This window comes from Streptomyces sp. ID05-26A (genome assembly GCF_033794685.1).
In the GTDB taxonomy this organism is placed as follows: Bacteria; Actinomycetota; Actinomycetes; order Mycobacteriales; family Pseudonocardiaceae; genus Lentzea.
Genome location: NZ_JARAYZ010000001.1, coordinates 569,570 through 594,068, shown reverse-complemented (window position 1 = coordinate 594,068; position 24,499 = coordinate 569,570). Strand labels below are relative to the sequence as shown.

Annotated in this window: 26 protein-coding genes and 1 pseudogene; 17 read left to right on the top strand and 10 right to left on the bottom strand. The window is 68.3% G+C overall.

Annotated elements, in window-relative coordinates; all coding sequences use genetic code 11:
* Nucleotides 1-262: 262 nt before the first annotated feature.
* The 3 genes from dprA to PV646_RS02860 all read left to right on the top strand — a co-directional run bounded on the left by dprA (nucleotide 263) and on the right by PV646_RS02860 (nucleotide 3,773).
* Nucleotides 263-1,414 carry a DNA-processing protein DprA gene (gene dprA / locus PV646_RS02870; protein ID WP_500339883.1) on the top strand — a complete coding sequence of 384 codons (1,152 nt, stop codon included), beginning with the start codon at nucleotides 263-265 and terminating at the stop codon, nucleotides 1,412-1,414.
* Nucleotides 1,415-1,825: 411 nt separating this feature from the next.
* Complete coding sequence (locus tag PV646_RS02865; RefSeq protein ID WP_500339882.1) at nucleotides 1,826-2,803, top strand: tyrosine recombinase XerC; 978 nt, start codon at nucleotides 1,826-1,828, stop codon at nucleotides 2,801-2,803.
* 178 nt (nucleotides 2,804-2,981) lie between these two features.
* Complete coding sequence (locus PV646_RS02860) at nucleotides 2,982-3,773, top strand: FliA/WhiG family RNA polymerase sigma factor (RefSeq protein WP_500342245.1); 792 nt, start codon at nucleotides 2,982-2,984, stop codon at nucleotides 3,771-3,773.
* Between the two features lie 1,094 nt (nucleotides 3,774-4,867).
* Here the strand turns inward: PV646_RS02860 and PV646_RS02855 are convergent.
* On the bottom strand, nucleotides 4,868-5,335 hold the full coding sequence (locus tag PV646_RS02855) for a M23 family metallopeptidase (protein ID WP_500339881.1): 468 nt from the start codon (nucleotides 5,333-5,335) through the stop codon (nucleotides 4,868-4,870).
* 370 nt (nucleotides 5,336-5,705) lie between these two features.
* On the opposite strand from PV646_RS02855, the gene rpsB reads away from it, so the two are divergent.
* The 5 genes from rpsB (at nucleotide 5,706) to PV646_RS02830 (ending at nucleotide 9,822) form a co-directional block, all read left to right on the top strand.
* A complete protein-coding gene (gene rpsB / locus PV646_RS02850; protein WP_500339880.1) occupies nucleotides 5,706-6,560 on the top strand; it encodes a 30S ribosomal protein S2 in 855 nt (284 codons plus the stop codon).
* 72 nt (nucleotides 6,561-6,632) lie between these two features.
* Entirely contained in the window at nucleotides 6,633-7,448 is an 816-nt protein-coding gene (gene tsf / locus PV646_RS02845) for a translation elongation factor Ts (protein ID WP_500339879.1), read from the top strand.
* A gap of 121 nt (nucleotides 7,449-7,569) precedes the next feature.
* Nucleotides 7,570-8,280, top strand: a complete 711-nt coding sequence (pyrH, locus tag PV646_RS02840; protein WP_301325822.1) for a UMP kinase — start codon at nucleotides 7,570-7,572, stop codon at nucleotides 8,278-8,280.
* Between the two features lie 61 nt (nucleotides 8,281-8,341).
* Nucleotides 8,342-8,899 carry a ribosome recycling factor gene (gene frr, locus PV646_RS02835; RefSeq protein WP_439661074.1) on the top strand — a complete coding sequence of 186 codons (558 nt, stop codon included), beginning with the start codon at nucleotides 8,342-8,344 and terminating at the stop codon, nucleotides 8,897-8,899.
* Nucleotides 8,900-8,967: 68 nt separating this feature from the next.
* Nucleotides 8,968-9,822 carry a phosphatidate cytidylyltransferase gene (locus PV646_RS02830; RefSeq protein WP_500339878.1) on the top strand — a complete coding sequence of 285 codons (855 nt, stop codon included), beginning with the start codon at nucleotides 8,968-8,970 and terminating at the stop codon, nucleotides 9,820-9,822.
* A gap of 13 nt (nucleotides 9,823-9,835) precedes the next feature.
* Here the strand turns inward: PV646_RS02830 and PV646_RS02825 are convergent, their stop codons facing one another.
* Nucleotides 9,836-10,654: a VOC family protein gene (locus PV646_RS02825; protein ID WP_500339877.1), complete on the bottom strand. Its 819-nt coding sequence runs from the start codon at nucleotides 10,652-10,654 to the stop codon at nucleotides 9,836-9,838.
* Nucleotides 10,655-10,676: 22 nt separating this feature from the next.
* On the opposite strand from PV646_RS02825, the gene PV646_RS02820 reads away from it, so the two are divergent.
* A complete protein-coding gene (locus tag PV646_RS02820; protein WP_500339876.1) occupies nucleotides 10,677-11,492 on the top strand; it encodes a class I SAM-dependent methyltransferase in 816 nt (271 codons plus the stop codon).
* Nucleotides 11,493-11,514: 22 nt separating this feature from the next.
* On the top strand, nucleotides 11,515-12,492 hold the full coding sequence (locus PV646_RS02815; protein ID WP_500339875.1) for an aldo/keto reductase: 978 nt from the start codon (nucleotides 11,515-11,517) through the stop codon (nucleotides 12,490-12,492).
* 1 nt (nucleotide 12,493) lies between these two features.
* Here PV646_RS02815 and PV646_RS02810 read toward each other — a convergent pair whose 3' ends face one another.
* On the bottom strand, nucleotides 12,494-12,997 hold the full coding sequence (locus PV646_RS02810) for a PadR family transcriptional regulator (protein WP_500339874.1): 504 nt from the start codon (nucleotides 12,995-12,997) through the stop codon (nucleotides 12,494-12,496).
* Between the two features lie 77 nt (nucleotides 12,998-13,074).
* Here PV646_RS02810 and rlmN point away from each other — a divergent pair, with 77 nt between their 5' ends.
* Genes rlmN through PV646_RS02795 form a run of 3 tightly spaced genes read left to right on the top strand, consistent with a single transcriptional unit; the run spans nucleotide 13,075 to nucleotide 15,502 of the window.
* On the top strand, nucleotides 13,075-14,181 hold the full coding sequence (rlmN, locus tag PV646_RS02805; RefSeq protein WP_500339873.1) for a dual-specificity RNA methyltransferase RlmN: 1,107 nt from the start codon (nucleotides 13,075-13,077) through the stop codon (nucleotides 14,179-14,181).
* A 44-nt stretch (nucleotides 14,182-14,225) separates the two neighbouring features.
* The gene (locus tag PV646_RS02800) at nucleotides 14,226-14,861 is read left to right on the top strand and encodes a hypothetical protein (protein WP_500339872.1); all 636 of its coding nucleotides are present in this window, start codon (nucleotides 14,226-14,228) and stop codon (nucleotides 14,859-14,861) included.
* The gene (locus PV646_RS02795; RefSeq protein WP_500339871.1) at nucleotides 14,858-15,502 is read left to right on the top strand and encodes a hypothetical protein; all 645 of its coding nucleotides are present in this window, start codon (nucleotides 14,858-14,860) and stop codon (nucleotides 15,500-15,502) included. Before PV646_RS02800 ends, PV646_RS02795 begins: the two co-directional genes overlap by 4 nt.
* Before the next feature lie 30 nt (nucleotides 15,503-15,532).
* On the opposite strand, the gene PV646_RS02790 is transcribed toward PV646_RS02795, so the two are convergent.
* The 3 genes and pseudogenes from PV646_RS02790 to PV646_RS02780 form a co-directional block, all read right to left on the bottom strand.
* Nucleotides 15,533-16,021: a beta-class carbonic anhydrase gene (locus PV646_RS02790; RefSeq protein WP_500339870.1), complete on the bottom strand. Its 489-nt coding sequence runs from the start codon at nucleotides 16,019-16,021 to the stop codon at nucleotides 15,533-15,535.
* A gap of 119 nt (nucleotides 16,022-16,140) precedes the next feature.
* Nucleotides 16,141-16,518 (bottom strand): annotated as a pseudogene (locus PV646_RS02785) (ricin-type beta-trefoil lectin domain protein); the annotation flags it as partial.
* 85 nt (nucleotides 16,519-16,603) lie between these two features.
* Nucleotides 16,604-17,095: a hypothetical protein gene (locus PV646_RS02780; protein ID WP_500339869.1), complete on the bottom strand. Its 492-nt coding sequence runs from the start codon at nucleotides 17,093-17,095 to the stop codon at nucleotides 16,604-16,606.
* 192 nt (nucleotides 17,096-17,287) lie between these two features.
* Here PV646_RS02780 and PV646_RS02775 point away from each other — a divergent pair, with 192 nt between their 5' ends.
* Nucleotides 17,288-18,817 (top strand): serine/threonine-protein kinase, encoded by a 1,530-nt coding sequence (locus tag PV646_RS02775; protein WP_500339867.1) that lies wholly within the window; start codon nucleotides 17,288-17,290, stop codon nucleotides 18,815-18,817.
* Here the strand turns inward: PV646_RS02775 and PV646_RS02770 are convergent.
* On the bottom strand, nucleotides 18,807-19,193 hold the full coding sequence (locus PV646_RS02770) for a winged helix-turn-helix transcriptional regulator (protein ID WP_500339866.1): 387 nt from the start codon (nucleotides 19,191-19,193) through the stop codon (nucleotides 18,807-18,809). The two genes, PV646_RS02775 and PV646_RS02770, sit on opposite strands and share 11 nt — an antisense overlap.
* Nucleotides 19,194-19,272: 79 nt before the next feature.
* Between PV646_RS02770 and PV646_RS02765 the strand changes: the two genes are divergently transcribed.
* Nucleotides 19,273-20,172, top strand: coding sequence for an NADP-dependent oxidoreductase (locus tag PV646_RS02765; protein WP_500339865.1), 900 nt, complete (start codon nucleotides 19,273-19,275; stop codon nucleotides 20,170-20,172).
* Here PV646_RS02765 and PV646_RS02760 read toward each other — a convergent pair.
* Entirely contained in the window at nucleotides 20,169-20,426 is a 258-nt protein-coding gene (locus tag PV646_RS02760; RefSeq protein WP_500339864.1) for a DUF2631 domain-containing protein, read from the bottom strand. The genes PV646_RS02765 and PV646_RS02760 overlap by 4 nt on opposite strands.
* Before the next feature lie 156 nt (nucleotides 20,427-20,582).
* Here PV646_RS02760 and PV646_RS02755 point away from each other — a divergent pair, with 156 nt between their 5' ends.
* Together PV646_RS02755 and PV646_RS02750 are read left to right on the top strand one after the other, a co-directional pair.
* Nucleotides 20,583-21,722: an ABC transporter ATP-binding protein gene (locus tag PV646_RS02755; protein WP_500339863.1), complete on the top strand. Its 1,140-nt coding sequence runs from the start codon at nucleotides 20,583-20,585 to the stop codon at nucleotides 21,720-21,722.
* Nucleotides 21,715-22,845 (top strand): polyamine ABC transporter substrate-binding protein, encoded by a 1,131-nt coding sequence (locus tag PV646_RS02750; RefSeq protein WP_500339862.1) that lies wholly within the window; start codon nucleotides 21,715-21,717, stop codon nucleotides 22,843-22,845. The genes PV646_RS02755 and PV646_RS02750 overlap by 8 nt, the downstream gene beginning before the upstream one ends.
* On the opposite strand, the gene PV646_RS02745 is transcribed toward PV646_RS02750, so the two are convergent.
* On the bottom strand, nucleotides 22,832-23,944 hold the full coding sequence (locus PV646_RS02745) for a cytochrome P450 (RefSeq protein WP_500339861.1): 1,113 nt from the start codon (nucleotides 23,942-23,944) through the stop codon (nucleotides 22,832-22,834). The two genes, PV646_RS02750 and PV646_RS02745, sit on opposite strands and share 14 nt — an antisense overlap.
* Entirely contained in the window at nucleotides 23,919-24,458 is a 540-nt protein-coding gene (locus PV646_RS02740) for a TetR/AcrR family transcriptional regulator (protein WP_500339860.1), read from the bottom strand. Before PV646_RS02740 ends, PV646_RS02745 begins: the two co-directional genes overlap by 26 nt.
* Nucleotides 24,459-24,499 lie beyond the last annotated feature (41 nt).

Below are 24,499 nucleotides of genomic sequence, written 5' to 3'. Positions count from 1 at the left end.
GCCCCCCGCCCCGCGGCTCACCCGCCCTCCCGCTCGCCCCGCATCCCGGTGGACTCCGTCCGCCCCTCGAACCGCCTGAACTGCTCGAAAGGAGCCCAGCCGTGACCCCACTTCTCATCCCCGCCGCAACCTCCCTCTCCGCCGCCGTACCCGCACTCCTCCACCTGCGGTGCACAGTCCGAAGGCACGCCTCCGGTGCCGGCCCACCGAGCCCGTGGCGCCCAGAGCCCTGGCAGCGCTGGCTGCCCTGGTGGTGGTTCCGATGACCGCGCCGCGGACCAGGTCCGCCGCTGACGCCGTTCGCCTGGCCCGGGCCTACCTTTCGCGCGTCGCGGAGCCCTACCCGGCTGCGCTCGCGGCGTTGGTCGCCGAGGTCGGGCCGGTCGAGGCTGCGGAGATGGTGCGGGCCGGCGAAGTTTCGCCGTCGGTGGCCAGTCAGACGTCCGCGCGGCGGGCTGAGGAGCGTGCCCGCGCTGATCTCGAGTTCATCGCTGGGCGTGGTGGGCGGCTCGTCGTTCCCGAGGACGACGAGTGGCCGCGCTGGCCGTTGCTCGGTCTTGAGAACGTGGCTGCGCGGCGGTGTGGAGGTGAGCCGCTTGCGCTGTGGGTGCGTGGGCCGCACTTTCTCGCCGACGTGGTGGACAAGGCTGTGGCGGTGGTCGGGTCCCGGGCTGCCAGCGGGTACGGCGAGCACGTTGCCGGCGAGTTCGCCTTCGGGTTGGCGTCGGCCGGGGTGACCGTTGTCTCTGGGGCCGCGTACGGGATCGACGGTGCTGCTCACCGCGGTGCGCTCGGGGGCCGTGGGGTGACGATCGCGGTCCTCGCGTGCGGCGTGGACAACGCCTATCCCGCTGGTCACCAGGGATTGCTCGCCAGGGTCGCGCGGGAAGGACTGATCGTCAGCGAGTACCCGCCCGGAGTGACGCCTGCGCGGCACCGGTTCCTCACCCGCAACCGGCTCATCGCCGCGTTGAGCGGCGGCACCGTTGTCGTGGAGGCAGGGCGGCGCAGCGGGGCCAAGAACACGGCCGCGATCACGCTCGCCTTGGGGCGGCCGTTGATGGTGGTGCCGGGGCCTGTCACGTCTGTGAGCTCGGTCGGCTGTCATGAGTTGTTGCGGGACGGGCAGGCCGTGTCGGTGAGTTCGGTGGCCGAGATCGTCGAGTCGGTCGGGCGGTTCGGTGACGACCTCGCCACGCAGCCCGCCGAGAAGGAGAGCGACCTGGGTGCGCCCCAGGGGGAGGCCATGCGCGTGTACGAGGCCCTGGGGAAGCGGAACGGTGTCAGCGACGAGGCCGTCTCGGTCGAGTCCGGGGTGCCGTTGGACCGGGTGCGGGCGTTGTTGCCCGAACTGGAACTCGCCGGGCTCGCGTTGCAAGTGGACCAGGGCTGGCAGAAGCTGGAGGTGGGATGAAGTTCGTCCACTGTGGATAGTCGGTCGAGTTGACCTGGGACTTCGGTGGTCATCAAGTCGATTTTTCGCCAGTCCGGTGCTCGGCGGTGCTCAGCTGGTTCGTTGCCCTTTCGGTACCGGGAACGTGACCGGTTCGAGCGAAACGGCATCACGGCGCTGCTGCTCCGGCCGCGTGGGGCGTGTCGGTCGGTTGCTCGGGCATGTCTGGGCGGGCCGGCTCCAGCGGCTGTTCGGGCGGTCGTGGCGGCCGTCGCCGCTACTCCGAAAGGTGATCTGTGAGGGCCGACGACCCTCCGCTCGTCACAGGGAGTTGAAGCCTTGCCGTCTTGCTGATCATGAGAGCGCTCCCAAATGGCGCGAGGGTGTGGCGATACTTGACCAATCGCCCCGACTGGCGCAGCGTCTTGGCCTATGTCCCCGCCGCCGCATGGTCGGACACGTCGTGTCGATCTCGTTCGCCTGCGCGAAAATCTGCCGGCGAACGTCGAAGACGTGCTGCGGCAGTACGAACGGCACCTGATGTTGGAGCGTGATCTGTCGCCGCACACGGTGCGCGCTTATATCGGTGATGCGGTGGCATTGCTTGGACACGTCGCTCGGAATATCCCGGGAAACGCAGATGTCGAGCGCATCGACCTCACGAATCTGCGCTCTTGGCTTGCCGCGCAACGCACTGCCGGTGCGAGCCGGACGACACTCGCGCGGCGTGCCGCAGCTTCGCGCGCGTTCACCGCGTGGGCGCACAGAGCAGGGCATTTGGCCTCGGATCCGGGGCCGAGGCTGGCTGCTCCGCGGCCGCATCGGACGCTGCCGTCGGTGTTGCGGGAAGACCAGGCGAAAGACGTGATGGGGGCCGTATCCTCTGGCGCGTCCCAAGGCGATCCGGTTGCGCTGCGTGATCAGGCCGTGGTGGAGTTGCTGTACGCCACAGGTATCCGCGTGGCCGAACTCTGTGGTCTGGATCTCGGCGACGTGGACTACTCCCTAAGGGTGATTCGAGTTCTGGGCAAAGGTGGACGCGAGCGCAGCACGCCATTCGGCGTGCCGGCCGAGCGTGCGCTGCGGCGGTGGGTGGACGAGGGGCGAAACGCCCTGGTAGCACCGGATTCGCCACCGGCTCTGTTCCTCGGTGCCCGTGGCGGCCGGCTGAACCAGCGTGCTGTTCGCACCCTGGTGCACGAGGTGGTCGCCGTGGTACCGGATGCACCGGACATCGGGCCGCACGGGTTGCGCCACTCCGCTGCGACCCATTTGCTGGAAGGAGGAGCGGACCTGCGCACCGTCCAAGAACTGCTTGGTCACGCTACGCTCGCAACGACTCAGCTTTACACACACGTCACTGTCGAACGGCTGAAGGCGATCCATGACCGAACCCACCCCCGTTCCTGACGCCGCAGGGGGAGGATCGCGTACGGCGACCGTGCCCCCTGAACCCGTCCTGCCCGCACCAGTGTCGAAGCAGGCGAGCAACGGGCACCGTCAGAACGGCGCGCCACGCACCGAGGCGACCCCCGAGCCCGGTGCCAACACGCATGTCAACGGGACGCCGGCGGCCGTTCCGACTGCGGTGACGCGCGCGGACGTGCGGTCCGGTGACGACGTCGAGGCCGGCATCGTCGCCCTGTGGCGCAGCTACGGCGAGTCCCGCGACCAGAGCCAGCGCGACCGCCTGGTGCTGCACTATGCGCCGCTGGTGAAGTACGTCGCCGGCCGCGTCGGCACGGGCCTGCCCGCGCACGTGGACGTGGCCGACCTGATCCAGTCCGGCATCTTCGGCCTGGTCGACGCGATCGAGAAGTTCGAGCCGGAACGCGGCCTCAAGTTCGAGACCTACGCCATGCAGCGCATCCGCGGCGCGATCCTCGACGACCTGCGCTCTCAGGACTGGGTGCCTCGCTCGGTCCGCAGCCGCGCCCGCGACGTCGAACGAGCCCTCGAACGCCTCGGCGCCAAGCTGCAGCGCACGCCCACCGACCGCGAGCTCGCCGCAGAGCTCAAGATCGGCCTGGCCGAGCTCCGCGAGCTCTACGGCCAGCTCCAGCTCACCAGCGTCGTGGCACTCGACGAGCTGATCGCCCCGAACAAGGGCGGCTCCTCCCTCGCGGAGTCGCTGCCCGACGACGCCGCCGAAGACCCGGTGGCGAGCCTCGTCGACCAGGACAGCCGCCGTCAGCTGGCCGACGCGATCGCCCAGCTCGCAGAACGCGACCGCGTGGTCGTGACCCTCTACTACTTCGAGAACCTGACCCTCGCCGAGATCGGCAAGGTCCTCGGCGTGACCGAGTCCAGGGTCTGCCAGCTGCACACCCGAGCCGTCCTGCGGCTGCGCACGAAGCTCAACGAGCAGTCCGAGGCCTGACCGCACCTCGAACCCCCAGCAGCCAGGCGAGCAAGCCGGCTGCCGAACACCCGTACCGGGAAGCTTCGCAACCCTCACAAAGGGCCTCAAACCCCCTTTCTGTCCGTTGTCGGGCTTAATTCACTCGAACGGGTGGCAGTTGGACTCGGTCCAAGCACGCCGAGTGCCCACTCGGGCATTCCGCCGAACGCCCGAACCACGACTCGGGCGAGCGCCGACCGAACGCGCCGAGTGCCGCACCGACGCCGAGCCGCGCGGAACCACCGCGATGTGGTCGTCGACCACAATTCCCGCAGGGCGGACACCCGCGAGCGCCTGACCCGGCAGCTGATGGGGACGCGACCAGCCGCGCTGAGAAACGGGCAGACGGCGGACACGGCGGCTGGGATTCGGGCGATCGGCTACCGCTGGAGCGAGTAGATGAGTGGCCCACAGCCAGGGGATGTGCAGCTGGGCGGATGCAGGCTGGCAGAGGGAGCGGGAACGAGTCGGAAGGCGGGCCGGGGCAGGGCAGGCGATTCGACAAGGTGTCGATTGCGGGCCTGACGTTCGCCACATCTGACGTTCACCACATCTGACGTTCGACGGGCCTGACGTTCTGACGGGCCTGACGTTCGACGGACCAAAGCTTCGGCGGACCTGACGTTCGGTGGACCTGACGTTCGGCGGACCTGGGGCCTTCCGCCCTGGGTCTCTCGCTGGCCTAAGCCCTCCGCATGGTGTGCGTCTCCCGTTGATCGGAGCCTTCCGCTGGCGTGGGTCCTCTCGCTGACCCGCGCCTTCCGCTGACATGGGTCTGCCGCTGAGGTGACCTGAGCGCTTGGTCGCCGCCGTGGCCGGCGGGCGAGCAACTCGCCGCCACGCCGATCGGGGGTGGGAACGTGGCGGCTGGTGGCTGAGAGACATGGCGGACGGCTTGGGCAGGTGGGCCGGGAGGCGGCGAGGTGAGGGGTGGCCGCCTCCCGGCGCCTGACGGGCGCGCTGCGGCGGGATCGGGGTGCGCCGCGTTGTCCGGCCGCGGTGAGGGAGCGGCGGGAGGCGCCCGTTGGAGCGCCGTGCGAGGGAACGTCGCGGCGCGGGCTCGTGGCCGGCCCCTAGGTGGGGGCGGCGGGTAGCGGTAGCAGGCGGACTCGGCCCGAGGTGACCAGGCGGAGCGGGTCCAGGTAGGCGTGGCCGCGGCGGGCGCCCCAGTGCAGGCACGGGGTCGGGCAGTGGCCCGGCTGCAGGTGGCCGATCACCTCGCCCCGGCGGATCGCGCTGCCCGCTGTGACGGTGGGGGTGATCGGTTCGTACGTGGTGCGCAGGCCGTTGCGGTGCTGGAGCGACACCAGGGTTCTGGCTGCCACCGCGCCTGCGAAGACGACGGTGGCGTCGGCCGCGGCCAGGACCGGGGTGTCGGACGGTGAGGAGAGGTCTGCTCCTCGGTGGCCCGGGCCGAACGGGGTGGCCGGGGCCTCGAAGGCGCGCACCACCGGGTGCGGTGGGGGCAGCGGCCAGGCGAAGCGGTCGGGCGGCGGGGCCAGGAGGGTGGTGAGCAGCAGGGCGGTGGGGAGGAGGGGCATGGGTCAACGGTGGGCCAGGGGCACGCCGGGGACCAGCGGGTATCGGGGATCTGTGGATTACTCGCCGGTTGTGGACAACTACGCCCTGCGAGACGGGGGCGATTCGGAGTTTGTCGGGGGTGGGGAGTAGACTTTTGGGCGCGTCCCGTCTGTGCGCGGGGCGACTTCGCGTGCCAACGCAGATCCGACCGGCTGATCCCAGCTGCGTCGAGTCACGACGTCCGACGGTCCCGAGGGTGCAGAGATGCCTCGCGGGTGCGGACGTAGGCGAAGGCACCAGGGCTGAAGGCCGGACCGGCCAGAGGCGACAACCGGATCGACGCGCAAAGGCCAGACCTGGCGCGTCCTACAGATGAGGTGCGAACCGGCCATGGCCGTCGTAACCATGAGGCAGCTGCTCGACAGCGGCGTGCACTTCGGGCATCAGACTCGGCGCTGGAACCCGAAGATGAAGCGCTACATCTTCACCGAGCGCAACGGCATCTACATCATCGACCTGCAGCAGACGCTGACCTACATCGACCGGGCTTTCGAGTTCGTCAAGGAGACGGTCGCGCACGGCGGGTCGATTCTGTTCATCGGCACGAAGAAGCAGGCGCAGGAGGCCATCGCCAACGAGGCGCTCCGCGTCGGCATGCCCTACGTGAACCAGCGCTGGCTGGGCGGCATGCTCACCAACTTCTCGACGGTCCACAAGAGGCTTCAGCGCCTCAAGGAGCTCGAGTCGATGGAGCAGACCGGCGGTTTCCAGGGTTTCACCAAGAAGGAAATCCTGATGATGAACCGCGAGAAGGACAAGCTGGAGCGCACGCTCGGCGGTATCCGCGACATGTCCAAGGTGCCCAGCGCCGTGTGGATCGTGGACACCAAGAAGGAGCACATCGCGGTCGGTGAGGCTCGCAAGCTGAACATCCCGATCGTCGCGATCCTCGACACGAACTGCGACCCGGACGAGGTCGACTACCCGATTCCGGGTAACGACGACGCGATCCGTTCCGCCGCTCTGCTGACCAAGGTCGTGGCCGAGGCCGCCGCCGCCGGTCTCATGCAGCGCTCCGGTGGTCGCCGCGACGCCGCTGACGGCCAGGACAAGCCCCAGCCCGCCGCCGACGAGCCGCTGGCGGAGTGGGAGCAGGAGCTCCTGACCACCAACGCCGCCGTCGCGACCGAGACCCCGGCCGAGGCCGAGGCCGAGGTTCCGGCCGAGCAGCCCGTCCAGTCCTGATCTCCCCCACGAGGTGCCCGCACACAAGCGGGCACCTCGTGACCTAAGCGCGTACATCGCAGAAGGAAAACGATGGCGAACTACACCACCGCGGACGTCAAGAAGCTCCGCGAGCTGACCGCCGCCGGCATGATGGACTGCAAGAAGGCGCTGGACGAGGCGGACGGCGACTTCGACAAGGCCGTCGAGATCCTGCGCATCAAGGGCGCCAAGGACGTCGGCAAGCGCGCCGAGCGCACCACGTCCAACGGCCTCGTCGCCGTCAAGGACGGCGCGATGGTCGAGCTGCGCTGCGAGACCGACTTCGTGGCGAAGAACGCCGACTTCATCGCCCTGGCCGACGACATCGTCGCGCTCGCCAAGGCGAACAAGGTCGCCGACGTCGAGGCCCTCAAGGCCGTCGAGGTCGACGGAAAGACCGTGGACGCGCTGGTCCAGGAGTTCTCCGCCAAGATCGGCGAGAAGCTCGAGCTTGCCAAGGCCGTCGACTACGACGGCACCGTCTCGGTCTACCTGCACAAGCGCGCTGCCGACCTGCCGCCCGCCGTGGGCGTGCTCGTCGAGTACACCGGTGACAACGCCGAGGCCGCCAAGGGCGCCGCGATGCAGATCGCCGCGATGCGTCCGAAGTACGTCACCCGTGACGAGGTCCCGGAGGAGCTGGTCGCCAACGAGCGCCGCATCGCCGAGGAGACCGCTCGCGAGGAGGGCAAGCCCGAGGGTGCGCTCCCCAAGATCGTCGAGGGTCGCGTCAACGGCTTCTTCAAGGACGTCGTGCTCACCGAGCAGGCTTCCGTGACGGAAAGCAAGAAGACGGTCAAGGCTCTTCTGGACGAGGCCGGCGTGACGGTTACCCGTTTCGCTCGGTTCGAGGTCGGCCAGAGCTGATTCGCAAGAGGGCGGGGTTGCAGGTACCAGCGACCCCGCCCTTGGCGTGTCACAAGTAGTTCCCCGGGGCCAAAGGAGAGGACCTGTGAGCGAAGAAGGTAGCCACGGCTACAGCCGGGTGATGCTCAAGCTCGGTGGCGAGATGTTCGGCGGCGGTGGCGTCGGCGTTGACCCCGACGTCGTCCAGACAGTCGCCCGGCAGATCGCGGCGGTCCACAAGTCCGGCGTGCAGGTGGCCGTCGTGATCGGTGGGGGCAACTTCTTCCGCGGGTCCGAGCTCCAGCAGCGCGGCATGGACCGCTCGCGAGCCGACTACATGGGCATGCTCGGCACGGTCATGAACTGCCTGGCGCTGCAGGACTTCCTCGAGCGCGAGCACGGCATCGACACGCGCGTGCAGACCTCCATCCAGATGACGCAGGTCGCCGAGTCGTACATCCCGCGCCGCGCGATGCGCCACCTTGAGAAGAAGCGCGTCGTCATCTTCGGCGGTGGCGCCGGTCTGCCGTACTTCTCCACGGACACCACGGCCGCCCAGCGCGCGCTGGAGATCGGCTGCGAGATCGTCCTGATGGCCAAGGCCGTCGACGGCGTCTACACGGCCGACCCCAAGATCGACCCGGACGCGCTGATGTTCGACAACATCACCCACCGCGAGGTGCTGGAGCGCGGCCTCAACGTCGCCGACGCGACGGCGTTCAGCCTCTGCATGGACAACAACATGCCGATCCTCGTCTTCAACCTCCTCACCGAGGGCAACATCGCCCGCGCGGTGCGTGGTGAGAAGATCGGCACTCTGGTCAGCACCCCCGGTGGCCGTCCGGCCTTCTAGACCTGGTGGGATCTCTCCAGGACCGGGAATTGGGCACGAACACGCAGAGCAAGGAGCAGTCGTGATCGACGAGACCCTCCTCGACGCCGAGGAGAAGATGGAAAAGGCGGTTTCGGTCGCGAAGGAGAACCTTTCCTCCGTCCGAACCGGTCGTGCGACTCCCTCGATGTTCAACCGCATCCACATCGACTACTACGGCTCGATGACGCCGCTGAACCAGATGGCCAGCATCACGGTGCCCGAGGCGCGCATGGCGGTCGTCAAGCCGTACGACGCGGGCCAGCTGAACGCCATCGAGAAGGCGATCCGGGACTCCGACCTGGGCGTCAACCCGAGCAACGACGGCTCGATCATCCGCATCGTCATCCCGCAGCTCTCCGAGGAGCGCCGCCGGGACATGGTGAAGGTCGCCAAGTCGAAGGGCGAGGACGCGAAGGTCTCCCTGCGCGGCGTCCGTCGCAAGGCGAAGGAAGAGATCGACAAGCTCGTCAAGGACGGCGAGGTCGGCGAGGACGACGGCGCACGTGGTGAGAAGGAGCTCGAGGCTCTGACCCACCGCTACGTCGCGCAGGTCGAAGAGCTCGTGAAGCACAAGGAAGCCGAACTTCTCGAAGTCTGATGTTCCACTGATGGTTCGCCCGGCCGAGACGCCGCAGGCGTGATTGCCCAGGCCGGGCGGAGGTCTTGATGGGAGCACAGGTGGCAGGCGGTCCCGCGGACGTGCCCACGTCGAAGCCGTCGCGCGCGGGGCGCGACCTGCGGGCGGCGATCCTGGTCGGTGTCGGCCTCGGCGCGATGATCATCGTGTCGTTGCTGACCGTCCGGCAGACCTTCATCGGCATCGTCGCGGCCGCCGCGGCGGTGTCGACGTGGGAGATCGCCAACGCCTTCAAGAAGAGCGGTATCAACGTCGCCCTCTGGCCCGCGCTGATCGGCGGCCAGGCGATCATCTGGCTGTCGTGGCCGCTGGAGCGCTCCGGCATGATGACCGCGTTCGTGGTCACCGTGCTGGTGTGCATGATCTGGCGGTTCCGCGGCGGTTCGGACGGCTATCTGCGCGACCTCAGCGCGTCGGTGTTCACCGTCGCGTACATCCCGTTGTTCGCGGCGTTCGCGGCCATGCTCGTCGTCCCGGAGGACGGAGCGGGCCGCGCGTTCGCGTTCATCATCGGTGTCGTGCTGTCCGACGTCGGCGGCTACGCGGCGGGCGTCTTCCTCGGCAAGCACCCGATGGCGCCGACGATCAGCCCGAAGAAGTCCTGGGAGGGCTTCGCCGGCTCGTTGACCGCCGGTGCGGTCGGTGGCGCGATCACGGTGACGACGCTGCTCGACGGCCAGTGGTGGCAGGGCGCGCTCTTCGGTGCCGTGCTCGTCGTCACGGCCACCGCGGGCGACCTGGTCGAGTCGCTGATCAAGCGCGACCTCGGCATCAAGGACATGGGCACGCTGCTGCCCGGCCACGGCGGCCTGATGGACCGGATGGACTCGCTCCTCCCGTCCGCTGTCGCCTCCTGGCTGTTGCTGCACCTCTTCGTGCAGTAGCCCGGCCTTCGCGTCAGTCGTCGTACGGGTCGTCCACCTCGGTGCGCGGCTCGGCCTCGATCACGCGGGACGGGTCGATCACCGAGAACGCCATCCCCGCATGGTCCTCGACCACGGTGATGCGGCCGAACGGGGTGTCGTAGGGCTCGACGGTCACCCGGCCGCCGAGCTCCAGCACCCGGTACGCCACCGAGTCGATGCCGATCTCGGGCGCGGCGTTGAAGTACACCATCCAGTGGGAGCGCTCTCCGTACGGGAACTCGCGCCCCATCTTCTGCCGCCCGATCACCTCGGTGCCCTCGACGGACCACGACGCGTAGTCCAGCCGGTGCCCGTCGCCGATCTGCGTGATGTCGTAGTGGCACAGCTCGCCGAAGAACTCGTCGGCCGCCGCACCGTCCCGGGTGTTCAACTCGGCCCAGGCGTAGGAACCGTGGCCTCCCATGCCGAACCGCCAGTCCGGCGGCACGTGCCGGAACCCGACGACGGCACCGGTCGGGTCGGCGATCACGGTGCTCTGCGTGTGGTCGGCGGCGTCCTCGGGGTTGCGCAGCACCGACCCGCCGAGGTGGAAAGCCTTCTCCGCGGTAGCGCGTGCATGCGGTGTGACCAGGTACAACCGCCATGCGTCCGCGTCGCCCTGGGGCAGTCCGGCGACGGGGATGCCGTCGACCATCGCCACCGTGTAGCCGGCGTCGTCGGCGTAGTGCCAGCCGAACAGGCCGGTGTAGAACTCGATCGCGCCCTTGAGGTCGTCGACGCTTCGCTCGACCCAGCACGGACTTCCAGACAACAACGGCGCGAGCTTGGGCGTGTTGGGAGCGATCGACACTGCCGCCTCCTGCAGGAACGAGATGCCAACACGCTACGCCGTGATTGGACGAATTCGAACGGTCACAGGCAAATGGAGGCCCTACAGTGGTTTTGTGAGGGGATTCGTGCGGGCGGCGTTGAACGCGGTGCGTCCGGTAGATGTCGTGCCGAGCCCGAACATCTGGCACTGGCCTGACGTCTACGAGGTCGAGAACCGCGCACAGGACGTCAACGGCGCGATTTGGGCGGCGTTAAGCGAAGAATGTCCGTTTGTCGGCCGGGATGTCGTGGACGTCGGCTGCGGTGATGGTTTCCACCTGCCGCTGTTCGCGAAGACCGCGAAGTCCGTCACAGGCGTGGAACCGCACCCGCCGCTGGTCGTGCGCGCCAAGCACCGAATTGCTTCCATGTCGAATGCACGCGTCGTTTCCGGTCCCGCACAACGGCTGCCGCTCGACGACGCTTCCGCGGATCTCGTGCACGCCCGCACGGCGTATTTCTTCGGTCCCGGATGTGAACCTGGACTGCACGAGGCGGACCGCGTGCTGAGGCAGGGCGGCGCACTCGCGATCGTCGATTTGGACGGTACGGCGGATCCGTACGGTCCGTGGTTGCGTGCGGACGAACCGCGTTACGACCCGGCTGCGGTCGAGAAGTTCTTCGCGGACAACGGGTTTTCGCTTCGGCGGGTCACCGCGGAATGGCGTTTCGAGAAACGTGAGGACCTGGAGGCGGTGTTGCGCATCGAGTTCTCGGAGAAAGTCGCCGAACGTGCCATCGCCTCCGTGGCCGGGTTGAGCTTTCAGGTCGGCTACCGGCTGCACGTCCGGCGCAAGCCAACAGGGCTGATCGTGTGATTCGCGACTAGGCTCTCGATTCGTGGAGAAGCGAAACGCAGGCAGGTTGAACCGCCAGGTCGGCGTCGTCGGGCTGGGTTGCTGGCAGCTCGGCGCCGACTGGGGTGAGGTGGACGAGAGCGACGCGCTCGCGTTGCTGCACGCCGCGGCCGACACGGGGGTCGACTTCTTCGACACCGCTGACGTGTACGGCGACGGCCGTAGCGAGACGTTGGTCGGGCGGTTCCTGAAGGAGCGCAAGGACGACGGGATCTTCGTCGCCACGAAGATGGGGCGGCGGCTGCCGGCGCAGGTCGCGGAGGGGTACAGCCGGGAGAACTTCCTCGCGTGGAACGACCGGAGCCGCCGCAATCTCGGTGTCGACACGTTGGACCTCGTGCAGCTGCACTGTCCGCCCACTGCCGTTTACAGCCGTGACGAGGTGTACGACACCTTGGATGAAATGGTTGAGCAGCAACGAATTGCTGCCTATGGCGTGTCGGTGGAGAAGGTCGAGGAGGCGCTGGAGGCCATCAGGCGTCCGCACGTGGCCAGCGTGCAGATCATCCTGAACGCGTTCCGGCTCAAGCCCCTCGAAGAGGTGCTGCCCCAGGCTGCCGAGGCCGGGGTCGCGATCATCGCGCGGGTGCCGCTCGCGTCCGGGTTGCTGACCGGGAAGTACGACAGGGCAACGACTTTCGGTGCCGATGATCACCGCAACTACAACCGCAACGGTGAGGCTTTCGACGTCGGCGAGACCTTCTCCGGGGTGCCTTACGAGGTGGGCCTGGAGGCCGTTGAACGGCTTCGGCCGCTGGTGCCGGAGGGGGCCACGATGGCGCAGTTCGCGCTCCGGTGGATCGTGGACCAGTCCGGCGTCACGGTGGTGATTCCCGGTGCTCGCAACGTCGAGCAGGCGCGGGGCAACTCGGGTGCGGCCGCGCTCGAACCGGTGGACGGCAAGGCCGTCGCCGAGGTGTACGACGAGCTGATCCGGCCGCACGTGCACGACCGGTGGTAGGTCACTCCTCGGCGAGGATGGCGTAGAGCTTGCGCCGCAGTTCGTTGTAGAGCTCGACAGTGCGGGTCTTCTGCTCGGGCGTGCCCGCGTGGGAGATCTGCTCCATCGCGGCGCCGAGCAGGCGGACTGCCGAGCGCAGTTCGCCGTCGACCGGGTCGAGCTGGAACTCGATGTCGCGCCAGGGCGGGGCCGGGTGCTCCGTCCTGCCGTGCTCGGTCAGGTTGAACAGCTTCTTGCCTCCTTCTTCTGCCGCGGAGACGAGGCCCTCGTCGGCGAGCATCTGCAGCGTCGGGTAGACCGAGCCGGGGCTCGGGCTCCACACGCCGCCGGTGCGCCTGGCGATCTCCTGAATGATCTCGTAGCCGTGCATCGGCCGTTCTGCCAGCAAGGACAGAACCGCCGCCCGGACGTTGCCGCGCCTCTGGCGGCCGCCCCTGCCGCCGCCCCCGAAGGGACCGCGGCGATGCCTGTGGTGGTGCTCTCTGTGGTGTGGTTTCATCATCATGTCGCTAACGATATATCGGAAGCTATCGCGATGCAACGGTCTTGTGTTGGTGAAGTTCGTGGGACACTAGATGTGCTATGACCTCGCTTCCCCTTGTCTTCGACGCGCCCAAGCGCGGCCTTCCGCCGCGCCACCTGGTCGACCTCTCGCCCGCCCAACGCGCGGAAGCCGTTGCGGCCCTTGGTGAGAAGCCCTTCCGGGCGAAGCAGCTGTCGAACCACTACTTCAGCCGCCTGACCGTCGACCCGGCCGAGATGACCGACATCCCGGCGGACACCCGTGACAAGCTCGTCGCCGACCTGATGCCGCCGTTGTTCACGGTCGTGCGCAAGGTCACGGCCGACGAGGGCACCACGGCGAAGACGCTGCTCCGCGCGCACGACGGCACGCTCATCGAGTCCGTGCTCATGCGCTACCCGGACCGCGCGACGCTGTGCATCTCGTCGCAGGCCGGCTGCGGCATGGCGTGCCCGTTCTGCGCGACCGGCCAGGGTGGCCTGCAGCGCAACCTGTCGACCGCGGAGATCGTGGACCAGGTGCGCCTCGGTGCCGCCGCCATGCGCGACGGCGACCTGCCCGGCGGTCCCGGCCGCCTGTCGAACATCGTCTTCATGGGCATGGGCGAGCCGCTCGCGAACTACAAGCGGATCCTCGAGGCCGTGCACCGCATCTGCGACCCCGCGCCGGACGGCCTGGGCATCTCGCAGCGCCACGTGACGGTGTCGACGGTCGGCCTGGTGCCGGCGATCAAGAAGCTGACCGAGGAGAACCTGCAGGTCAGGCTCGCGGTGTCGCTGCACACGCCGGATGACGAACTGCGCGACACGCTGGTGCCGGTCAACACGAAGTGGAACGTCGCCGAGGTGCTCGAGGCGGCGCGCGGGTACGCGGACAAGACCGGGCGGCGCGTCAGCATCGAGTACGCGTTGATCCGCGACATCAACGACCAGGGCTGGCGTGCGGACCTGCTGGGCAAGAAGTTGCGCAAGCACCTCGGGCAGCTGGTGCACGTGAACCTGATCCCGCTGAACCCGACGCCTGGGTCCAAGTGGGATGCCTCGCCGAAGCCGGTGGAGCGGGAGTTCGTGCGGCGGGTGCGGGAGCAGGGTGTCGAGTGCACCGTGCGGGACACGCGTGGGCAGGAGATCGCGGCGGCCTGCGGTCAGCTCGCCGCCGAGGGCTGAAATCAGTCGCCTGAACAGCCGGTGACCTTCTAGCGTTCCCCGCGATGAAACTCGAGGGGGAACGCTGGCGCACGCTCGTCAGCACGGTGAGGCTGGGCAAGGACGAGTACCGCGTGGTGCAGCCTGCTCAGCCGGTGAAGCACGCGCCGCTGTACGAGGGGTACATGGGCGTCGAGGCGTGCGTGGACAAGGCGTCGGCGCTCAGCATCAGCATGGCTTGGGCGTTCGCGATGCGGTCGCCGCGCACAATGGTGTACCTGCCGTTGCGGCAGAGCGACTGCGCGTGCCGGAGCAGCGACGGACCTGCGCTGGACCTGGTGCTTCTGCACCACAGCCTTCAGTTCCGGCTGTCGAAGTGGAAGGACGTGCGCGCACGGCTCCGGCAGGTGCGGCCGCACACCGTTGTGTGCCAAGGGATGCCGCGCGAACGGGCGGTGCCTCGGTGGAAGCAGGAGTTGCCGCGCGGCGAGATCGTGGAGAGCACGGTGTTCGTCGTTGGTGACAGGCCTGCGTTCCAGGCCGGTGGGCAGGCGTTCCGGCAGTTGGTCGAGGACTGTCCACGGCACATGCACGAGGCGCCCGGCACGCACTGTTGTGCCGAGGTCACGGCGAAGGACCGGCAATGGAACTGGCTGCACGTCGTGTACTGCGCCGAGCATCGGGTGAGCACACGCCGATGAAGATCGACGGGGAACGGTGGCGCACGCTCGTCAGCACGGTGAGGCTGGGCAAGGACGAGTACCGCGTGGTGCAGCCTGCTCAGCCTGTGAAGCACGCGCCGTTGTACGAGGGGTACGTAGGCGTTGAGGCGTCTGTGGACAAAGCCGCGGCACGGACGATCGCCATGGCGTGGGAGTTCGCGATGCGGTCGCCGCGCACGCTGGTGTACTTGCCGTTGAAGCACAGTGGCGCGGAGGAGTGCGTCTGGAGCGACGGCCCGTTCCTCGACCTGGTGCTGGTGCACCACAGTCTGGGTTTCCGGTTGTCGAAGTGGAAGGAAGTGCGTGCCAAGCTCCGGCAGGCGCGGCCGCACACCGTTACGTGCCAAGGGTTCGGGTCGGAGCCCGACTACGAACGGCTGCACTGGCGGGACAACCGGGACGTGCTGCGCGGCGAGATCGTGAGCGACACCCTGTTCATGGTGGGCAGTGCGACCGCGTTCCACTCCCAGGGGCAGGAGTTCCGCCGGCTGGTCGAGGACGGCCCTCAGTTCATGCACGAGAACCCCGGCGAGCACTGCTGTGCGGAGATCACCGAGGATCGACAGCATTGGAACTGGCTGCACGTGGTCTACTGCGACGAGCATCGCGTGCACGCCTGAGGGGCCTCGAGTCGCGGGTGTCTCGTGCGGCTACTTCACCTCGGTCAGCACTCCGGTCGCCACGTCGAACACGAAGCCGCGCACCGAGTCCTTCACCGGCACGAACGGGTTGCCGGTGATGCGGCCGATCGACTGGCGCACGTCCTCCTCCAGGTCGCCGAACGCCTCAGCGGACCAGGAGGGCTTCACGCCGGTCTCGTCCTGGATCGAGCGCTTGAACTCGTCGTCGGTGAACGTCAGCATCCCGCAGTCGGTGTGGTGGATGAGGATGATCTCGCGCGTGCCGAGCAGGCGCTGACTGATCGCGAGCGAACGGATCTCGTCCTCGGTCACGACGCCGCCGGCGTTGCGGATGACGTGCGCCTCACCCTCCTGAAGGCCCAGCACGCGGTACACGTCGATGCGGGCGTCCATGCACGCCACGACGGCCACGTGCTTGGCAGGAGGCAGGGGGAGCGGACCCGAGAACTGGGCGGCGTACGCGGCGTTGTTGGCGAGCAGCTCGTCCGTGACCGACATGATGCGAAGTCCTCTCACCTGGGATGTATAGGTGAGCAAACTGTCGTATGCGCATACCTGCAACAGCGCCCGACAGGTGAGAAAGGCCCCCACTCAGACACAAGCGGGGGCCGACACTTCTACAGCCGCCAGTTCTGGTTCGCGCCGCCGGTGCACGTCCAGATGTGCAGTCTCGTCCCGTCGGCGGAGGAGTTGCCGGCGGCGTCCAGGCACTTGCCGGACTGCGGGTTGCGCAACGTGTTCCCGACGCGCGACCACACCTGCGCGCCGGTGCCGTTGCACGTCCACAGTTGCACGACCGTGCCGTCGGAGACGCCGGAACCGTTGACATCCATGCACTTGCCCAGGGCGCGCAACGTGTCTCCGGAGCGCGACCACTGCTGGGCGCCGGTGCTGTTGCAGCCCCAGAGCTGGATGACGGTGCCGTCCGCGGTGCCGGAGTTGCTGACGTCGACGCACTTCCCGCCGATGCCCACGATCGCGCCGGAACCCGAACCCGACGACGAAAGGAACTGGCTGCGCGCCACGTTCCAGTGCGTCGCCAGGTAGGAGCCCGAAGCGGGGTTGGTGTGGAAGTAGTCGTCACCGCCGCAGTCGAGCTGGTTCTCGGGGGCTCCGGGGCAGACGTTCACCAGGCCACCGGGCGGGTTCGGGATGCCGCCGTTCGTGGCCGCTTGCCTGCCACGTCCAGCAGCCCGTTCCCACTGCGGCGTAAGAAGGTCCGGAGTTGTAGCCGTTGTCGGCGCCGGGACGGTCGTCGCCCGGCGCGCCCCACGCCACGCCGCAGCCACCGGAGTCGTGCCAGAACAGGTATTTGCGATCGGTGCGGTTGTACCCGCGCGCGGCCAGTTGGTCTGCGACAGCCGAGGGGGACGACATCGCCGACTGCGGGACGACAACGTTGTCCACCTTCGTGCGGCAGTCGGGCTGCGTCACGAACCGCACGTGCCGGACGCCGCCGCCCAGGCGTGACGCCGCCTCGACGAACGAGTTGTCGATCTGGTCGGCGAACGTCTGGAACTGGCCGAGCAACTGCGGACAACGGTCCGCTGACTGGTCGCCGCGCACGTACACGGCCTGGACGCGCTTGAGCGGACCGCCTTCAACGCGATGACAGGGAAGCGGTCTAGACCATCTCGAACGGTAGCGAAACCGGCACGCACTGTCAGCGGACAGAACAGGACAGGAAACCAGCCGACACGACCGTGCGGCTACCATGCGGCGTCGTGGGGGACGAGACAAAGGCTGGTCGCGGGCCGATACGCGATGCTCAGAGAGCTGGGCCGGGGCGGCATGGGGGTCGTCTGGCTCGCCGAGGACAGGGTCATCGGGCGGCAGGTCGCGCTCAAGGAGCTGCGGACCACCGAGACCGAGCGGGTGCTGCGGGAAGCCCGCACGGCAGGCCGCCTGAACACCCCGAACGTCGTCGGCATCTACGACGTCATCGTCGAGCACGGCGCGACGTACCTCGTCATGGAACTCGTCGAGGCGCCCACGCTCTCCGAGGTCATGACGCGCAGGTCCCTGACCGAGGACGAGGTCGCGGACATCGGCCTGCAGACGCTCAACGCGCTGGAGGCGGCGCACGCGGCGGGCATCGTGCACCGGGACGTCAAGCCCAGCAACATCATGGTGCTGCCCGACGGACGCGTGAAGCTCGCCGACTTCGGCATCGCCCGCGCGATGGACGATCCGGGGCTGACGGCGACCGGCGGCATCATGGGCTCACCCGGTTACATGGCTCCAGAACTGTTCGCGGGGAAGCTTCCGTCACCGGCGAGTGACCTGTGGGCGTTGGGCGCCACCATGTTCCACGCCGTCGAGGGCCGATCCCCGTTCCAGCGCGACACGACCGCGGCCACCATGCACGCGATCATGTACGAGGAGCCGGTCCTGCGGCGGACCAGGGGCCCGCTCGCCGACACGATCATGGCTTTGCTGACCCAGGACGACACCCGCCGGCTCACGGCGGCCCAACTGAGGGAACGGCTCAGCGGCGCCACCGCGGTGGTCAAACCGCTCACACCGTCCGAGCAGACCGTCGTCATCGAACCGGTCACCAGCTACGTCACGCCGCAGACGCACACGCGCGACGACTGGAACGACGACAAACCCAAGTCCCGCAAGAAGATCGGTGTGCTCGCCGGGGCCGCAGCCGCGCTCGTGGTGATCGCGCTCGCCGCTGTGTTCATCCTCCAACCCGATGCGCGGCAAGGGGTTGCGGTCGCCCAGCAGAACGTCGGTGCGACGACGACCACCACGGCCCCGGCGTCGTCGAGCGCGGTGACGAGCAGCAGTTCGGCCGCCCCGAGCAGCAGCCAGGTCTCGTCCAGCTCGGCGCCGTCGAGCACGTCGAAGTCCCAGAGCCAGGCCCCGCCCCCGCAGCAGACGACACAGCCGAAACCGCCGCGGCAGACGCTCGCGATCACCCGGTACGTCAAGCAGGGCACGCCGTTCCACTACAGCGGTGTGCCGGGCAAGGGGCCTCCCGCGGGCTTCACCGCCGAGCAGACCGGAGGCCTCGGCAAGATGCTCGCGAAGGAGGAGCCGGGCACCAAGCTGCTGGTCGCGTGCCGCGTGAAGGGCTCAGGTGACCACATGACGTCGCCGTGGCCTGACTGCGAGGGACAGGACAAGCTCTGGGACCTCGGCTACGTCTTCAACGACAAACCCGCCGACGTCCCGGCCATGCAGCTCTACCGCTGCATCTTCGAGAACGCCCACTTCGACTCGCTCGACCCGAAGTGCGAGGGGCAGCGCACGGAGTGGTCGTACGGCTGGGTCGTCACCGGCTGATCGCGGGCTCCAGCCCGACCGGCTCGGCGCTGTCGAACGTCTCACGGGCCTCGGCCACGGACTCGTAGTTCGCCTGCGCCCACACCCGCAGCGCGGCCAGCGGTCCCGTGACGCTGCGCCCGAGCTCGGTCAGTTCGTACTCGACGCGCAACGGCACCGAGGGGTAGACCGTGCGCGTGACGAGCCCATCGCGTTCCAACGTGCGCAACGTCTGTGTGAGCATCTTCTGGCTAACGCCCTCCAGCCGGCGCTTGAGCTCACCGAACCGCTGGGGCCCGTCCTCAAGTGCGCCGATCACCAATGCCGTCCACTTGGACGCGACCATGTCCAGCAGGTCGCGACACGGACACATCTTGAGGTAAACGTCCCTGATCACAGATAGTTTCTATCAGGTACCTAGTGCACAAGATAGTGCCTAATTGCGAAAAGAGACCTGCTCTCCCAAGCTAGTGGGCATGCGAGCGATCATCCAGAACGAGTTCGGCGGTCCCCTCACCCTCACCGACGTCCCCAAGCCCACGCCCCTCCCGACGGAGGTCCTGGTCAGGGTGCACGCGGCCGGCGTCAACCCCGTCGACTGGAAGACCCGCGCCGGCGGTGGCATGGCCGGGATGCAGACCTTCCCGTTCATCAACGGCTGGGACGTCTCCGGTGTGGTCGAGGAGGTCGGCTTCGGCGTCACGACCCTCAAGCCCGGCGACGAGGTCTACGGCATGCCTTGGTTCCCGCGCGCTGCGGGCGCGTACGCCGAGTACGTCACGGCGCCGTCCCGCCACTTCGCGAAGAAGCCGAAGAGCCTCACCCACGTCGAGGCGGCCGCGTTGCCGCTGGCCGCACTCACCGCCCACCAGATCCTCATCGACACCGCTGACCTGCGCAAAGGGCATAAGGTGCTGATCACGGCCGCGGCGGGCGGTGTCGGCCACCTCGCGGTGCAGATCGCGAAGGCTCACGGCGCGTACGTCATCGGCACCGCTCGCGAGCCGAAGCACGCGTTCCTGAAGGACATCGGCGCCGACGAGGTGATCGACTACACCCGGGGCGACTACGACAAGAACGACGTCGACGTGTTCGTGGACCTCGTCGGCGGCGCGTCACCGGCCTCGGTGCGGCCCGGCGGGTTGTTCGTCGGCGTGCCGTCCGGAGTGGACAGGCCGATGCGCGACGACATCAGGACCAGCCCGATCCTGGTCGAACCCGACCGCGCGGGCCTGGAGGCGATCGCGGCGCTGGTCGAGTCGGGGGAGCTCAGGGTGCACGTCGACGCGACGTTCCCCCTGGAAGAGGCCGGAAAAGCACATGCCCTGGGCGAGACGGGCCGCACCCAGGGCAAGATCGTGCTCGAGGCGATCTAGCGACGCCAGGGCTTCTTGCGGCGCGCGGCGTCCCACACGAGCAGCGCGATGATCGTGACACCGGAGAGCACGAGCCAGATGTTCTCGGTCTGGCCGTGGTGGTTGCCGATCAGCATCAGGAAGCAGAAGATCGCGGAGAGCCAGCCGGCGATGCGCGTGCCCTTGGGCAGCTGGCCGTGCCAGCCCCACTCGTGCGACGGCTCCTCGTGAGGGTCGACGGCAGGACGCTTGTCCAGTTCCGAGGACGTAGCCACGGTTTCCTCCACTGCTCATCCGGATTACGAGGCCATCGTCGCACATGTGAGTGAGCACGGATGTGTGAGGTCGCGCGCGCACGGCTTACCGGCGAGGTCGTGCCGGTCTACGCTCGACGCGGCCACACCCGTCCGACCCTGTGAAGGCGCCTCGACTTGACCGGCTTCTCTCCCGCCGAGGCCTCCGCCCCGGACACGTTCGCCCCCGTCGAGATCGGTCTCCGCGGTGTGCGCAAGCGCTTCTCCGACCAGGTGGCGGTCGACGGCGTCTCGCTCGACGTCCACGAGGGCGAGTTCTTCTCGGTGCTCGGCCCGTCCGGCTGCGGCAAGACCACGGTCCTGCGCATGATCGCCGGGTTCGTCGACCCCGACGAGGGCCGCATCGAGCTCGACGGCAACGACATGGTGGGCGTCCCTCCGTACCGGCGGGACGTCAACACCGTCTTCCAGTCGTACGCGCTGTTCCCGCACATGTCGGTGTGGGACAACGTGGCCTACGGCCTCAAGCGCAAGAAGATCCGCGGCGACGAGCTGAAGAAGCGCGTCGGCGAGCACCTCGAACTGGTGCGGCTGTCGCAGTTCGCCCGGCGCAGGCCCACCCAGCTCTCCGGCGGTCAGCAGCAACGCGTGGCCATCGCCCGTGCGCTCGCCGCCGGCCCGCGGCTCCTCCTGCTCGACGAACCGCTCGGCGCGCTCGACGCCAAGCTGCGCAAGGAACTGCAGATCGAGCTGATGCGCATCCAGCGCGAGGTCGGCACGACGTTCCTGTACGTCACGCACGACCAGGAAGAGGCGCTGGTCCTCTCGCACCGCATCGCCGTGATGAACGTGGGCAGGATCGAGCAGGTCGGCTACCCGGAGGACGTCTACGAACGGCCCGCGACCCGGTTCGTCGCCGGGTTCATCGGCACGTCGAACATCCTCGACGCCGAGGTGTCCGGTGTGGACGGTGGACTGGTCTCGCTGACGGCTCCCGGTGCCACGAACCTGCGCGCCAAGTTCTCCGGCAGCGTCACCCACGGGCGCAAGGTCGCCGCGACCGTGCGCCCGGAGAAGGTGCACCTGTTCAACGAGTCCGCCGAGCCGCCCACCGGGTGGTGCGTGCTGGCCGGTGTGGTGCAGGACGTCGTCTACACGGGCGTGTCCACGCAGTTCGTGGTCGACACTCCCGGCGGCGTGCTGACGGCGTTCGTGCAGAACGCCCAGCGCATCGACGACGCGGGCGCGCCCGGCCAGTCCGTGCGGGTGGCCTGGGACCCGGAGTTCACCGTGCTGCTGGAGTCCTCGGATGGGTGAGCTCCGGATCGCCCGGCTGTGGGACGTCGACAGCCCACGGGTGACCCGGCGCACGATGCTGGGCTCGATGGCGTTCTTCGCGCTCGCCGCCTGCGCGGTCGGCCCGGCACCGGAGAACGCCGGGGGTACGAGTGCGGCCAAGGCGGCGAACCTGACCGACGAGCCGAAGCTCAACTTCTACAACTGGACCGACTACATCGCGCCCGAGACGTTGCCGGGCTTCTCGTCCGTCAGCGGCATCGAGGTCACGTACGACAACTTCTCGACCAACGACGAGATGGAAGCCAAGATCGCGTCCGGTCAGGCCGGCTACGACCTCGTGGTGCCGTCGGACAACTTCCTGCGCCGCTTCCTGCGTTCCGGTCTGCTCCAGCCGCTGGACCACGACGCGATCCCGAACCTGCGCAACCTGGAGCCCCGGTTCGCGGAGGCCGAGTACGACCCCGGCAACCGGTTCTCGGTGCCGTGGGCCTGGGGCACGACGGGTCTGGCGTACTCGAAGTCGCAGATCGGCGGCGACGTCACCGGGTTCGACGCCTTCGACCTGCCGGATGCCCGGGGCCGCAGCTCGATCCTCGACGAGGCCCGCGACGGCATGGCGATCGGGTTGCTGAAACTCGGCCACGACCCGAACACCACCGACGCGAGGCAGATCGACGACGCCGCGAACTTCCTGCTGTCGTTGAAGAAGAAGCTCGGCCAGATCACCTCCGACGTGATCGAGCCGCTGACGTCCGGCCAGGTGCGGCTGGCGCAGTCGTACTCCGGTGACGCGTTCCAGGCCCGCGCCGCCAACGACGACATCGGGTACGCCATCCCCGTCGAGGGTGGACTGTCCTACGTGGACCTGCTCGTCATCCCGAAGGACGCGCCGCACGCCGCGAACGCGCACCGGTTCATGGACTTCGTCCTCGGCGCGGAGGCGGGCGCGGCGCTGTCCAACGCCGTCCGGTACGGCAGCCCCAACGCCGCCGCGAAGCCGTTGATCGACAAGGAACTGCTGAACGACCCGGTGGTCTACCCGCCGGACGACCAGCTCGCGAAGCTCCCGTTCACCAAGGACCTCGGCGGCGACGCCGAAGCGCTCTACGCGGACGCCTGGACGAAGGTCAAGACCGGCTGACCGGCATCGACCTCATTCCCCTGATCACCACCGAGTCGCGGAACTCGATCGGGCCCGTCTGCCGCAGTTCCGGCATCCGGCGGGCCAGCGCGCGGAACGCCACGGCGCCCTCCATCCGTGCGAGCGTCGCGCCCAGGCAGTAGTGGATGCCGCTGGAGAACGCGAGGTGCTCGGGCTTGTGCACGCGCATCACGTCGAACTTGTGCGCCTCCGGATAGACCTCGGGGTCGCGGTTCGCGGCGGCGATCAGCAGCGTGACCATCTCGTCGCGGCCGATCCCGTCGACATCCTCGTGCGCGATCCGGCTGGTCAGCTGCACCGGTGGCGCCCACCGCAGCGTCTCCTCGACGACCGCGGGCGCGAGTTCCGGGTTGGCCTTGAAGAGCTGCCACTGCGACGGGTGGTCGAGCAGGGCGCGGGTGCCGTTGCCGATCAGGTTCACCGTGGTCTCGAAGCCCGCGACCAGCAGCAACACCAGCGTGCCGAGCATTTCCTGCGGGGTCAGCCGCTGCTCGGCCTCGGCGGCGACCAGTGAGCTGATCACGTCGTAACCGGGTGTCCTGCGGCGTTCCGCGATGAGGCGGTCGAACAGCGCGAGCACCTTGTCGTTGGCGTTGGCCATCTCCGCGGTGACACCCGTGTCGAACGAGGCCGCGACGAGCGCGCCGTAGTCCGCGAACTCGGCGGTGTCGGCGTCCGGGATGCCGAGCAGGTCGCTGATCACCGAGATCGGCAGCGGCGCCGCGAAGTCCGTGATCAGGTCGAACTCGTCCTTGTCCAGCAACGAATCCGCGACCTTCTCGACGCGCGTGCGGTACTCGTCGATCTTCTTCGGGCTGAACGCCGGCGTGGCGATCCGGCGCAGCCTGGTGTGGTCCGGCGGGTCCGTCTCCAGGAACGACTCGGGCAGCAGACCGGCGTTGCCCGGATAGGTGCCGTCGGTGTACCTGACGCCGAACCGGCGGTCGCGCAGGATCTTGTTGGCCAGCGGGTGGCTCGTCGTCAGCCACATGCCGTTGTCACGCGTCAGCGGGCCGTGCGCGCGTAGCTGTTCGTAGATCGGATTCGGGTCTTCATGTCCGGTCAGTTGCTCCAGCACTTGCTACCCCCTCGAACACCGTGGTGAGCACGAACCGGGGAGCGTCCAGCGGCGCGAGACGGCCGTAGCTGATCGCTTCCCAGGCGTTGAAGAGCCCGGCGTAGAGGGTGTGCAGGATCCACCACGCGGGCAGGTCGCGGCGCAGCCTGGTGCCCTGCAGCCGGGTGATCAGGTCGAGGACGGGCTGGTCCATCGCTTCGATGCGAGCCCTCAGTTCCGCGTCGCGTTCGAGGCCGGGAAAGCGGAGCAGGAACTCCACCCGCGGGCCGAGCGCGACCAGGCGCGTCATCAGGTCCTCGAGCGCGTCGTCGCGGTCGAAGTCCACCTGGCAGGCCACGGAGTCGATCAGGTCGAGCGCGTCGTTCGCGACGGCGCGGACCAGGTCCGTCCGGGTCGGGAAGCGCTTGTGGAGTGTGGTCCTGCCGACACCCGCCGCCCGCGCCACATCGCCCAGGGACGCGGTCGGGTCCTTGAGCAGCACGGACGTCGCCGTCTGCAGCAGGTGAACACTCATGTTCACAACGGTACACAGATGTTCAGGACCTAGGATGCCGA